Genomic DNA, 13,515 nt, shown 5'->3' on the forward strand with positions numbered 1-13,515 from the left:
TTTTTATAAGGATTACGCACTACAGTTTGAACCAGCGATCGCTGCTTATTGGGCGGGTAGGCGATCGCAAAATCAGAATTTAAAAGTAAGGTAGCACAACTATGCTACCTTATCGTGTGTTCCATCTAAACGAGAACCACCATAATAAATTAATATTTTTAACAGAACATTTTCATAAAAGCCTTTCCTACTCAAACGTGAGTGACTGACCAGATAAAATAATTTCTTAGTTTACCCGGTAGTACTTTCACAATCATGAGCAGCTTTTGATTGAGCGCGGTAGATTAGTAATACCCAAGAGAGTTGTAACAATCATTTACAAGTCTTATAAAGAAAAGTAACATTCTCTAAGAATAGCCAGCCGCCGTCGGATTGGGAAGCGTGTACATATATGCTTGTAGGAAAATAGCTGATTTCCAGTAAGTAGGTTTTTTGCGGCAGCAGCCAACTTGCTAGCTTTTTGGAAAGTTACTTGCAGCAGAAGTTGCCAAAGTTAAAGTCTTCGGAATTTGATGAATCTGCTGGTATGGATACCAATAATCAAAGTTCCTCTAGCTTAAAACAGGAGAATCGGGGCTTGGTAATTGATCGCCTAAAACAGGACTTAAAAAACGACCTGATTGCTGGTTTGTTGGTAGTAATTCCCCTAGCAACCACTATCTGGCTAACGATTACCATTGCTACTTGGGTAATCAACTTCCTCACCCAAATTCCTAAACAATTGAATCCCTTTGATGGGTTAAACCCAATACTAGTAAATTTACTTAATTTATTAGTGGGTTTTGCTGTACCAGTGCTAAGTATCTTGCTGATGGGCTTGATGGCTCGGAATATTGCTGGACGCTGGTTACTAGATTTTGGGGAGCGTTTATTACAGGCAATTCCATTAGCGGGACAGGTATATAAAACCCTCAAGCAGCTTTTAGAAACAATCCTAAAAGATTCCAATGGCAAGTTTCGGCGTGTAATTTTGGTAGAGTATCCTCGCCGAGGAATTTGGGCGATCGCTTTTGTCACTGGTGCGATTAGCAGTGATATTCAAGCCCAGATGTCTCGCCCTGTACTAAGTGTTTTTATCCCCACCACCCCGAATCCGACTACCGGATGGTACGCAGTCGTTCCTGAAGACGAGGTGGTGAACCTTTCCATGTCGATTGAAGACGCCTTTAAAATAGTTGTATCAGGTGGTATTGTCGCCCCCAGTACGCCCTTGCTTTTCCCCAAAGAGTCCACACTGGAAGTAAAACACGACGAAATCAACCAGCAGGGTATTCCTGTTGAAGAAACTTAAAATCAATCTGGCAAAGTCACAAGCAAATGCGTAATGTTGTTGTTTGACTGTGCCAAAATTGATAGACTTGTAAGCTTGTCCTGCCTAGTTAATCAGTTCTCGCACAATCACCCCTCAGTTTTATGCCACCTCGTAAACCCCAGCAAATTGCTCGTGAATTGGCACTTTTGAGCATTAGCCAATTGCCAGTCAACCCCAAAAAATTAGATAAATTGCAAGATGATCAACTAGTATCCAAGTTGGTATTAGGAGCAGTACGCACCCTGACTTCAGAAGTGCAAGATACTCTCAATAATGCCGCAGGTGAACTACAACGCAGTAACGATCGCCTTTTAAGTAGCCAAACTCGCGCCTCCGACCTGAATACTGCTAGAACAATGCTCCAAGAGGCGATCGCCTGCACCCAGACAGCAATTAATCAGTTGGGTACCGCAGTTGATTTTCCAGAATTAATTCAGCTAGCTAATCAGGACAAGGGAGTCCGCAATTACGCTAAAGAGCTTGTGATTACAGTCTACGAAAATCGAGATATTATAGATCAACTCATTTCTACTGCCTTAGTAGATTGGCAAGTAAATCGCCTCGCCCAAATTGACCGCGATATCTTACAAATCGCTGTGGCAGAAATGAAGTTCTTAGGAGTTCCAGATAGTATCGCCATCAACGAAGCAGTGGAACTAGCCAAACGCTACAGTGGAGACGAAGGTCATCGGTTTATTAACGGTGTTCTGCGCCGAGTCACAGAGCAGAAAAAAACCGCATAGCTGGGTAATTCGTAATTTGTAATTCGTAATTCGTTGCCAGCGAATAGAATTCGCTGCTACACAAACAAAGTCCACCTCCGTGGACTAAGAGAAAAATATTTTATTTTAACCTGCGGAGGCAAATTTTGTCAAGCAAAAAGTTAAATTAAACTCATAACTTATAACTCCATAACAAGTAATACTGCTGCAATGGTTTTTAATTGGTTCCGTCGTCAACATAACGATTCCTCTAACACCCCCTCTGATAAGAAGCAGGAAGAAACTCCTTCTGCACAAGAACCCCAAGCAGAGCCAGCCGAAACGTTAACACCAACTGCTGAAACTGCACCAGACACAACGACAGATTTGTTGGCGTTTGCTAAAGCTGCTTACAAAAATATCCAGCAAAAACAACAATCCCAGGTAGTAGAAACCCTGCCTGATTCAACAGAATTATCAGCACAAGCGGAAATTATTGAACCAAAACTAACTGAGGAATCTGTCAATACAATCGTAGAAACAGCACAGCCAGAAGTTACTCAAGTAGTTACTGAGGAAGAAATTACAGAAGATTCCTCAATAGCAACAATTGCTGATCAGCTAGATGTAACCAGCCCAGAACTAAGTGTAAGTGAAGCTGAACCAATACCTACAGCTACTTTAGAAGCAACACAGCCACCAGCACCAGCCAGTTTATCCTTCTTAGAACGGGCGGCGGCAGAACGGCAAACAAAGCTGGAACAACTAATAGCTACCGCCATTGAAGTCCCAGAACCGGAGGTAGTACAGGCAGTAGCTGCAACCTCAGAGACAGAAGTGGTATTTGATGATGGGTTTGTCTGGTCGGCGAAAGTCCTAGCGGCTCAAGGTAGAAGTCCAGAAGACGTTTCTATTGAAGAAATTACTTGGCTGAAAAAGCTCCGGCAAGGGTTAGACAAAACTCGCCGTAGCATCCTCAACCAACTGAAGGCCATCGTCGGTCAAGGGCCGCTTAACCAAGCTGCGGTGACAGAAATTGAGGCATTGCTCCTGCAAGCTGATGTGGGTGTACAGGCGACAGACTTTATTATCAATGCCCTACAGAAAAAACTTCGAGAAGAAGTCACCGCACCAGAAGAAGCGATCGCTTACCTGAAAAAAATTCTTCGGGATATGCTGGATGCACCGAGCAAAACATCCCACAAAACTAGCTTTACTCCAGAAAAAGAAACCCTGAACATTTGGTTAATTACTGGGGTGAATGGTGCTGGTAAAACCACTACCATCGGCAAAATTGCCCATCTCGGACAGAAATCTGGTTATAAATGCTTAATTGGAGCAGCAGACACTTTCCGTGCCGCCGCCGTGGAACAGGTGAAGGTTTGGGGTAGTAGAAGTGGTGTAGAAGTAATTGCCAATCCTGGAAAAAATACAGATCCGGCGGCAGTTGTATTTGATGCGATCGCTGCCGCCCAAGCACGTCAAACAGAATTACTTTTGGTAGATACTGCTGGGCGACTGCAAAACAAGAAAAATTTAATGGACGAACTCGGTAAAATCCGGCGAATTATCGACAAAAAAGCCCCAAATGCCAAAGTAGAATCATTGTTGGTTCTAGATGCCACTTTAGGGCAAAATGGACTGCGCCAAGCTGAGGTTTTCTCTCAAGCTGCCCAACTAAGTGGCGTTGTCTTAACCAAGCTGGACGGCACCGCCAAAGGAGGCGTTGCCCTTGCTGTTGTGCAGCAGCTAGGTTTACCTATTCGCTTTATTGGTGCTGGTGAAGGAATTGAAGACCTGCGCCCCTTTTCTAGCTATGAGTTTGTCGAAGCGCTCTTGAGTGGCTAGTACCGTCGCAGACAATCGTTTACAGTGAACTGAAAAACTGAATTAGTGTAAGTAAGCTGGTTCAACACTCCCAAGTGTATTCTCAGAGCCAACTTACGAAAATATCTACAAATACTTTCTGTAGGAAATATAGCAGTTTGAACTCTAATAGTTAAACTAGAACATTCTCTAGCTTTTGACTTCAAGTCCTTGGAGGATGTTTTTTGTAGATTTAGTGTCATCACTTCTATTCATGTCTTACACTTACCAAATGACTACCCCTTATTAGATTTTGATGAGAAATACATGGCTGGAAATTCCTAATATTTAATCAGGAATGCAATAAGCAAATAAAATACTGATAATATTTAGCTTTTGCGTCTTTATACTCTTGCTAAAGTCACAAGTCTTGTCTAATTATGGTTTAGCAATGTCAAAGCCAAAAGATTTAATAAGTAATCTAAAATCTGCCAATATAAAGTGCAATAGTACCCGTGCCTGTGTCTCAACTGCCTTCTCAACCCACTGACAACAATACTAGTGCCGCAACAGATGTTACACCAGTCGTGGCGCTCAAAGAACTCGTGGCAAGGTTGCACCGGGAACAGAATAAAATTCAAGATTTGCTAAGTTCTTTAGGATTTGCCCTCAGAAGCTTCAATAATTTGAATCAGTTTTTGGAACTGATCCCCCTGATGGCAACAAGAGTAACAGATGCAGAAGGCAGCGCCCTGTTTCTCTATAAACCTAATGGCCAAGTCAGGTTAGAGCAGCTACACTGGCAAGATAGTAGCCAACGAAAGAATATCCGCAAAGCGTTAGAAATAGCTAGCAGTCAAATCACGCTTGTACCCAATGCTGCCCCTTTAGCAAATGCTACGGGGATTTTGGATGATCAGATGCATCGCTATTTAGGGCCAGATGTGCAAATCTTTGGTACAGCGATTTTGGTGAAGCATACAGAACGGGGATGGCTCTATGTCTTGAGCCGCGATCCAGAATATAGTTGGACAGAAACTAGGCAAAAATTAGTTAGGTTAGTGGCAGACCAAACAGCAGTAGCGATCGAAAACGATGAACTAGCTGTAGAACTAAGGAAAAAAGAACGCCTAGACCAAGAACTAGAAATTGGCGCAGAAATTCAACGGCGACTTCTGCCACGTCAATGCCCTACAATCCCTGGTGCAGTCCTCGCAGCACGCTGTAAGCCTGCTAATCGGGTCGGCGGAGACTACTACGACTTTATTGCTACCAATCACAATAAAATTCAGCCCAAGATGAAAGACGGTACGGAAACTGGTCGCTGGGGTTTGGTTATCGGGGATGTTATGGGCAAAGGTGTCCCCGCCGGGCTGATTATGACAATGATGCGGGGAATGTTACGGGGAGAGGTACTACATGGTAATTCCCCAGCAGGAATTTTACAAAATTTAAATCGAGTTATGTATGCAGATTTGGAAAATTCCCACCGCTTTGTAACGCTATTTTATTCAGAATATAACCCCCACAGCCGAATTTTGTCTTATAGCAATGCAGCACACAATCCTCCGTTGTGGTGGCACGCAGCCACAAAAACTGTCAGCCGTTTAGATACTCTGGGAATGTTAATCGGTTTGGATGCTAACAGCCAATATGAAGATGCCCAGGTACAGTTAGAGGTTGGGGATACAATTATTTACTATACAGATGGTTTGACCGATGCTGCTGCCGCTAGTGGCGATCGCTTTGACGAAGATAACTTTGTTACTAGCTTCAATACGGCTTGTAAGTACTGCAATGGGCCACAGGAGATTGTGGATTATCTTTTTGACCAAGTTCAAGAATTCATTGGTGCTGACAAGCAAAACACTGATGACATGACTTTAGTTGTTCTACAAATTTTATAGTCTTTCTACTGGCGATTAGCTCTTTCTTGGGGAATAATTTCCGTTACTACCCTACCGCTAGAACTACCACCTTTGACAACAATATTTTCTGTTTGCAGATTACCAACGGCTGTTTCACCCGCAAAATTTAATGGTGGGTCAACTTGCCGATAAAGCACATTTCCCTGAGCTTCAACTAACTTATTGTCTAGATACCAAGTTAGTGTATTAGCTCTCAGAGATTGGCGACGCTGGCCAATAGCGTTGACGTTACCTGTTAAATAAACCGTTTTTTGCGGTATTTTCATTTCACCTTGATTGGCTGTCACCGTCACCTTTTCGGCACGCTGGAACATCCGTGTAGGCGAGTTTGTAGTAACAGTTTCTGCATTCATGTTCCAAGTTATAGAGTTACTAGCTATTTGCACTGGTGGGTCTAGTAATTCTAGTTGAGCATTCTGTTGGATAGTGGCAATTTTCGTTTTTAAGTTGACTTCGGCAGCATTTCCTTTGCCGCGATCGCTAATGTTATTATTTTTGTAGCGGTCAATTTGGATGGGGCGATCGCCAATCAATTTTTCCTCTTTGATTTTCCAGATTAAATGCTCAGTTCGCATTTGCAACTGGGGATCAGCAGAATTTGCTATTACTCCTCCAGAAAATTCCATGCGCTGTTCGCGGGTTTTGACTCGCGCTTCCCGCGCCACTGCTTGGAGTTGTTTATGAGTACCGTTGATTTGGTTGCGGACAATCAACAAATCTTCTTGGGGACGCCATTCTAATTCATTACCTTGCAACACAATCCCATTACTAGGATCTGTGGCAAATATCTTACCTTTAAGAAACAACTGCTTCCCATCTTGTTCAATGTCTGCTACATCTGCCTTAATTTGGTAAATCACTTTGCCATCTTGGTACAGTTCACCATAAGGGCTTTCAGCCTGACCAATTTGTTTTTCTTGGGTGTATTTTGCCCGTTTAGCTCTGACTTTCCAAATCGGTCGTCCCACTTCATCTGCCTGTTCTAGGGTGACATCAAAGAAAGTCAAATTGCTATCTTGATTAGATGAACCCGCAGCATTTGGTTGAGAAGCTGGGGGGGATTTACCCCCGCACCCAACTAAACCAATTACCAAGAAAAATGTCAAAGGCAGGTAATACCAATTTATTCTGAGTTGTAAAGAACTCAAAGATGGCAATGAACACAAGTGGGAGAAATTTGTTTTACTTTCCCCCTTAATTCCTGAGAACCTTCTCTCATTCTTCCTGCCTTGATAATGCGCCATTATTCTTGAATTTCTAGGTGTCCATCACTAGTTCTTGGGTCTTCCAAAAAACCGACACCAGATAAGGGTCGATATGGGTAGCTTTGGCGAGGGTTTTTTTGAATATCCTCTTTGATGGCTTCTAAATCAATGTAGCGATCGCTTACATTAATTAAGCTGTCGCTGGTCATCGAACGCAAACTTACTACTTCTACCCGCACGCCGCGATAGCTGACTGAATTTACCGCATAAGCTAAATCCCCATCACCGCTAACTAAAACTGCGGTATCATAAGAATCTACCAGTGCCATCATGTCTACTGCTATTTCTACATCCAAATTAGCTTTTTTAGAGCCATCTGGTAGCTGTACCAAATCCTTAGCAATGACTCGATAGCCATTGCGACGCATCCACAACAGAAACCCCTGTTGCTTCTCGTTTGTTCGATCTACACCAGTGTAGAAAAAAGAACGCAGTAGTCTCGAACCCCCAGTTAATCGAAATAACAACTTCGTGTAATCGATTTCAATCCCCAGTTGCAGTGCAGCGTAAAATAGATTTGAGCCATCAATAAATATGGCGACCCTGCCCCGATTCTCTAAAACTTGCTCTGGCGTAAATATTGAGTCGTTTTCCAAATTATTCAACATTGTTGTCATACCTCAATTTTTATTCCTGTTATTTTTGATACAAATTACCAATTTTTACATGCTAGTCACAGCGGCTTATGATAATGTTCCAGGGCTAATAAAGTTAAGCCCCGATAAATTCTTACCAGAAAATTAAAAATTGAACAAAATCAGAGTTTGATAAGGACTAATCGTTTTTTAGAGGTTCTATTCGCTTAAAAATTGGTTGGGGTGTACCCAACTGTTGTTTACTAGATAGTATCCCCCATGTCGCATGGGTGGCAAAAGGAGCGATCGCTGGACTTTGTGTTTGATCGTTAAAGTTTATGCCAAAGCCAAGCTGCTGATAAATATCGCTGCTAATGTTCGGGATAATTGGAGATAGCAGATAAGCTGCTAGTCTAACTGATTCTAGAACTGCGTAGAGAACTGTTTCCACGGACTCCTGCTGTCCCTGTTTATATAATGACCAAGGAGCTTGTTCATCAATAAACTTATTGCTGGCTTGCACCAACGAAAGGATCACCTCGCAGGCTTGACTGAAAGCTAGCTCATCATAAGCTTGTTTTACCTGTTCCCCTAGAGGTAAACCAATTGCTTTCAACGGATTTTCATCAGGAATGGCTTCATTGCCGCTTGATGGTACATTATTATCAGCACAGTATTTCTTCACCATGTTCAAGGTGCGATTAAGCAAATTACCTAAATCATTTGCCAAATCTGCGTTCAGAACATTAATGAACCTAACTTCATTAAAATCTCCATCCTTGCCAAATTCGATTTCCTTAAGGAAGTAATAACGAACGGCATCACTACCATAGCGCTGAACTAACGCCACAGGATCAAGGGTGTTACCCAGACTTTTGCCCATTTTCTGACCATCTTTAGTCAAAAAGCCATGCCCAAAGACTCGCTCTGGCAAGGGTAAGCCAGCCGACAACAACATTGCTGGCCAGTAAACTGCATGGAAGCGCAGAATATCTTTACCAATTAGATGCAAGTTGATCGGCCACCATGTTGCTAAGGCATTTGCTAAAGTCGGTTCTGCATCTGGTTCTAGCAATGCCGTTACATAACCAAGCAGTGCGTCAAACCAGACATAGAGGGTGTGCTTGGGATCATTTGGTACAGGAAAACCCCAATCTAAATTCACCCGTGAAATTGAAAAGTCTTGCAGTCCTTGGTTTACAAAGCTGATGACTTCGTTACGCCGACTTTCTGGCTGAATAAAATCCGGTCTAGATTGGTAAAATTCTGTCAGCTTAACTTGATATTTAGATAAGCGGAAAAAGTAGTTTTGCTCGTCTCGCCACTCGACTTCTTTGTTAGTGTGAATCGGGCAACGGTTTCCTTCTAGCAATTCCCGTTCTTCTTTAAATTCTTCACAGGATACGCAGTACCAGCCTTTTTGTTGTCCTTGGTAGATATCGCCAGATTCCCATACTCGCTCAAAGAATTCTTTAACGATCGCTTCATGACGAGGCGCAGTAGTCCGACTAAAGCGATCATATTGAATGTCCAGTAATTGCCACAAACTCACAAAGCTAGGGACAATTTCATCGCAAAAATCTTGTGGCGCTTTTCCTAGACTTTCTGCCGATCGCTGAATTTTTTGCCCATGTTCATCTGTACCTGTAATCAGCAATACTTGATGCCCCAGCAACCTCTGAAATCGCGCTACTACATCTGCTGCGATCGTTGTATAAGCACTGCCTATATGGGGGACATCATTTACATAATATAGCGGTGTTGTCAGTGCAAATGTCTTTTCTGTTTTATTCACTAGATTTATGCAGAATAAAAATCAATTTATTAAAACGTCTTACATCTTAACTTTTATAGCCAAAACCATGTAATTATACAACATTAATACCATTTTCTTCAATAACACCTTAATAGTAGCAAATTTCTCAGGTCAACAATTGTTTTAGAGTATGCATAAATTCAGCTCATTTCTGCTTAAAAACGGAAATTAACTACTATTAATAACTTTTTCAAATACTTTTTATTAGCTTTTTATTATATGTAAATTGTGATCAGGAATACATAATCAATGTTTTAAAAGATAAAAAGCTGGCGTACACACTAATAATACATCAATTGAATGAATAACTATAAGGTCTGCCCCGCTTGCGTTTCTTCATTTTGCGGAGAGTCAGGAGCTTATGGCTTCCTTAAATTAGAACTTTCCCAAAGGAGTTTTGAATGAGTGAATTTTGAATTGCTTAACTGGAGAGCTTTGTGAGTAGATATTTCTATCTTAAGACTGTTATGGCAGTAGTAAAGAAATGTAAAGATTAAGTTAGAATAAACTACATTTACTGGAAAAATATACTAATTAGGTATGAGTCTAAATAGCCCCCTAGAGATTTCTCGCGCTTTGGTGGCGGCGCTCTCAACGCAAATGTTTCGCTATTACGAGAATCGCATTCCCCAAGATGCTAGCATATTGGTAGTGAGCAATCACCGCAGCTTCATGGATGCACTAATTTTAATGGCGGCGTTATCGAGTCCAATTCGGTTTGCTTGCCATCACTACATGGGACAAGTGCCAGTAATGCGAGAGATTGTCACCGGACAATTGGGCTGCTTTCCCTTGGATGGAACTCAAAATCGCCAACAAAGCTTTTTTTTACAATCACAGTTGCTCTTACAGTCCAGGCAGATGGTAGGAGTGTTTCCAGAAGGAACTGAACCAATGGTGAAATTTACTCAGCCAAACATGGTGGGTAAATTTCGACGGGGATTTGCCCATTTGGCATTACGATCTAATGTGCCGGATCTAGCAATTTTGCCGATCGCGATCGCCTCTTTAGAAGAAATAAACACTTCTGGTTTCCCCTTAAGGTTTTTGAGTGTATTTGACCCTTCAGAACCTTTATTTAATCAACCTGGTTGGCATCCCTTGGTATTTTATCGTCGGGTTGCCGTGTTAATTGGTCGCCCTTATTGGATTACGCCCCAGCACAAAAAAAAATATCACGGTAAACAAGCCAGAACCGTTGTAGCTGAACTGACAGAACACTGTCACGGTGAAATTAGCAACTTATTGCGTCAAGGTTGTTACTAGAGCCAAAAGCACCGAAGCTATTAAAAGCAACAATCAGCAAGTCCAAAAATTTCATACCATTAATTAGTGACTAATGACAATTGACTAATGACTATCTCAGAAGTTGAGCTAAAGCCTTGTTTCCTTACGCCTAAACGAGTACAGCCAGAGTATCCACTGTTAGTATATTTACCAGGAATGGATGGAACAGGTCAACTGTTGCGATCGCAAACAGCCGGATTAGAAACTGGCTTTGATGTCCGTTGTTTGGCGATCCCACGGAAAGACCTTAACATTTGGGATGTGTTAACTAAGAGTGTATTGGACTTGATCCACGCCGAATTAGAAAAAAGCTCCCAAAGGGCAGTTTACCTGTGTGGTGAGTCCTTTGGTGGCTGCTTGGCAATGAAAGTAGCGATCCAAGCGCCGCACTTATTTAAGCGAATTATTCTCATTAACCCAGCTTCTGCCTTTCATCTTCGCCCTTGGTTGAATTGGGCTTCCCAACTAACTACCTTTGTGCCAGAACCCCTTTATGATATCGGCGCACTGGGTTTATTGCCGTTTCTAGTATCTTTACCACGCATTTCCCGAAGCGATCGCCATGAACTTTTGAGAACTATGCGTTCTGTACCGTCAGAAACCGTTCTTTGGCGGTTGTCTTTACTGCGAGAGTTTGAGGTTGATGATGAACAGTTAGGCCGCTTAACTCAACCAGTTTTGTTGATTGCCGGTGCTAGCGATCGGCTTTTGCCTTCTGTAACTGAAGTCAAGCGCATAGTTAATATTTTACCAAATGCCAAGACGCTAATACTTTCTGATAGTGGACACGCTTGCCTTCTAGAAAAAGATATTAACCTCTACGAAATTCTTAAGAGCCAAAACTTTTTAGAAAGTATAACTGATGTAGCCGAGGGGTTAGAGGTGAAAGGATAGGGTGAGAGGCAATGCCTACGGTGCATTAAGCTCCAGGTTGTAACACTACTAGCTGAGTAGGGTTTTCAATCGTTAGTTGACAAGTGCCGTCTTCTAGTTTTATTGGCTCTACTCCAATAATATTAACTTGTTTTCTATTAATAATTTCTGATGAGATACCATCCATAATTTTGTTCAGCGTTTGTGAAGAAACAAATACTTGGCAGGTTTTATGATTTTCTCGTTCCAATCGTAATCGAATCATTCCATTGCCCTGGTTGGTGAAACCAGCCACACGTCCTAGAATCCTTTGAGATGTTGTGTTGCAAAAAAATTGTACGGGATTTCTACTAAAATTAGCGCAAGACAAAACTTGATCTGCTCTTAATGCAATCGTTCTAAATTCTTCATAGTCTGGCTCTTTTCCTGTGTCGTAGTTTGCCTGCTCCTTAATTTTTTTAGGTGCATTTTCTAAAATGTTTTGAATCTGCTTTTGAACAGTAGGAGTTAATTTTGGAGATAAGTAAACTCCTGTGCTTGGAATTTCTCTACTAATTTGAATTACTCGAAATTGAGGATCATCCTTGATTGTACTGTATACAACTGCTCCTATATCTGCTTGTTTATTAGCTACAAGCTCTCGAATTTTACTACTTCTATGTCCTGCCGTTACAGTCATAGATGTTCCATATAAATCATAGGCAGGCATATAGAAGCTCGAAGCTGAATTGAAATCTCCAAGAGCAATAGTTGTCGTAGACTTAATATCTTCAATTGACTTAATTGGACTATCAGACCTAACAAATAAAGCTGATTGATAAGTAAGTGGATACTTAGGAAACATTCGATCTAACCATTTGTAGCTATTATCTTTGGCTTGCATTCCATTCATAGGTGAGTTGGCAAACACGATATCCCATTTGTATTTAGAAATATTATTTTGAGCTTCTTTATATGTAATTTCAGAGTTACCTTCAACTACTACATCTATGGCTTGAGAACCGAGTTGTTTTTTTAAGTATGTTTTAAATTCTGAATACTGCTTAGGTGAAGTGACAATACCTACAACAAGAGGTTTTTTAGTAATATCTTTATAACAAATATTATTTACTCTTGTTTCAGTAGCGGTTTCGCATGATTTTTGATTAAGATAATGCAAAATAGCAAATATTCCTACTCCTACTACTACTACAAAGCAAGAAAGGATTTTAAAAGAATGAATATATTTGTTATGAGGTAGTTTTTTGGAGGGATCAACAGATATTGTATGTCCTACTGGAGGTAATTCTAGAGTGGTGACAACAGGTATTGGATGTTCTACTAAAGGTGGTTCTAGAGTGGGGTCAATCGGCTGACGATTTATGAGTATTTCGATTTTTTTTAGTGAGATTCCTGTGAGTTCGCTAATAATTTTTTCAATACCAACTTCGTTGAACTTTGCAGCAACATTTTCCCTAGTTCTAATACTGCCTAAAACCTGTTGTATTCTGGATATATTACAAATTTGCACTGCTCTTCCAGATTGAAAGGTATTAATAACTGCACCTTCTATTTCAAATTTTGTTGTATCTGGAGCGACAACAAAATAATTAACCCAGAAAGGAATATCCTGAAATATACAAGACCGAAGTTTATCTTTAATAACTAGGCTGTATCGTTCAACTTGTATATATGGATTGCCGCCAACAGCTTCAATTTTTTGATTATCAGAAAACCATGTTTCGTTGGCGCTTCCTGTCCACTTCCCTTTATATCCTTTTGCCTCCAAACATACAAATACTCCTGGCTCCATAACCACCAAAGCATCAATTTGGTGAAGGTTTGAACTTAAAGCCTCTCTAAAAGAAAAACCCATAAGGGCATAACCGGCAAGTTGTGCTTGCTCTAGAGTTGTTTTTAATTCTCTCTCAAAACCTTGAAGTTCAACTCCCTCTGGTAAAAGCACTTTCATA

The 13,515-nt window shown here is 41.2% G+C and carries 10 protein-coding genes; 6 read left to right on the plus strand and 4 right to left on the minus strand.

Features of this window, described 5'->3' with window-relative positions:
• Positions 1–526 precede the first annotated feature (526 nt).
• The 4 genes from F8S12_RS09390 (at position 527) to F8S12_RS09405 (ending at position 5,726) form a co-directional block, all read left to right on the plus strand.
• On the plus strand, positions 527–1,291 hold the full coding sequence (locus F8S12_RS09390; RefSeq protein ID WP_196516089.1) for a DUF502 domain-containing protein: 765 nt from the start codon (positions 527–529) through the stop codon (positions 1,289–1,291).
• A 122-nt stretch (positions 1,292–1,413) separates the two neighbouring features.
• Positions 1,414–2,055 (plus strand): transcription antitermination factor NusB, encoded by a 642-nt coding sequence (nusB, locus tag F8S12_RS09395; RefSeq protein WP_196516030.1) that lies wholly within the window; start codon positions 1,414–1,416, stop codon positions 2,053–2,055.
• 189 nt (positions 2,056–2,244) lie between these two features.
• Positions 2,245–3,861, plus strand: a complete 1,617-nt coding sequence (gene ftsY / locus F8S12_RS09400) for a signal recognition particle-docking protein FtsY (RefSeq protein WP_196516031.1) — start codon at positions 2,245–2,247, stop codon at positions 3,859–3,861.
• A gap of 473 nt (positions 3,862–4,334) precedes the next feature.
• Entirely contained in the window at positions 4,335–5,726 is a 1,392-nt protein-coding gene (locus F8S12_RS09405; RefSeq protein ID WP_196516032.1) for a PP2C family protein-serine/threonine phosphatase, read from the plus strand.
• A gap of 5 nt (positions 5,727–5,731) precedes the next feature.
• Here F8S12_RS09405 and lptC read toward each other — a convergent pair whose 3' ends face one another.
• The 3 genes from lptC to metG form a co-directional block, all read right to left on the minus strand.
• Positions 5,732–6,991 carry an LPS export ABC transporter periplasmic protein LptC gene (gene lptC / locus F8S12_RS09410; protein ID WP_196516033.1) on the minus strand — a complete coding sequence of 420 codons (1,260 nt, stop codon included), beginning with the start codon at positions 6,989–6,991 and terminating at the stop codon, positions 5,732–5,734.
• On the minus strand, positions 6,991–7,620 hold the full coding sequence (locus F8S12_RS09415; protein ID WP_196516090.1) for a LabA-like NYN domain-containing protein: 630 nt from the start codon (positions 7,618–7,620) through the stop codon (positions 6,991–6,993). The genes lptC and F8S12_RS09415 overlap by 1 nt, the downstream gene beginning before the upstream one ends.
• A 166-nt stretch (positions 7,621–7,786) precedes the next feature.
• Positions 7,787–9,391 carry a methionine--tRNA ligase gene (metG, locus tag F8S12_RS09420; RefSeq protein WP_196516091.1) on the minus strand — a complete coding sequence of 535 codons (1,605 nt, stop codon included), beginning with the start codon at positions 9,389–9,391 and terminating at the stop codon, positions 7,787–7,789.
• A gap of 552 nt (positions 9,392–9,943) precedes the next feature.
• Here metG and F8S12_RS09425 point away from each other — a divergent pair.
• Positions 9,944–10,669: a lysophospholipid acyltransferase family protein gene (locus F8S12_RS09425; protein WP_196516034.1), complete on the plus strand. Its 726-nt coding sequence runs from the start codon at positions 9,944–9,946 to the stop codon at positions 10,667–10,669.
• Between the two features lie 87 nt (positions 10,670–10,756).
• Positions 10,757–11,584, plus strand: a complete 828-nt coding sequence (locus F8S12_RS09430) for an alpha/beta fold hydrolase (RefSeq protein ID WP_196516035.1) — start codon at positions 10,757–10,759, stop codon at positions 11,582–11,584.
• Between the two features lie 25 nt (positions 11,585–11,609).
• Here the strand turns inward: F8S12_RS09430 and F8S12_RS09435 are convergent, their stop codons facing one another.
• On the minus strand, positions 11,610–13,514 hold the full coding sequence (locus F8S12_RS09435) for a PhnD/SsuA/transferrin family substrate-binding protein (RefSeq protein WP_196516036.1): 1,905 nt from the start codon (positions 13,512–13,514) through the stop codon (positions 11,610–11,612).
• Between the last annotated feature and the right edge of the window lies 1 nt (position 13,515).

Origin of the sequence: Nostoc sp. WHI (assembly GCF_015714725.1) — a bacterium.
Lineage (GTDB): Bacteria > Cyanobacteriota > Cyanobacteriia > Cyanobacteriales > Nostocaceae > Nostoc.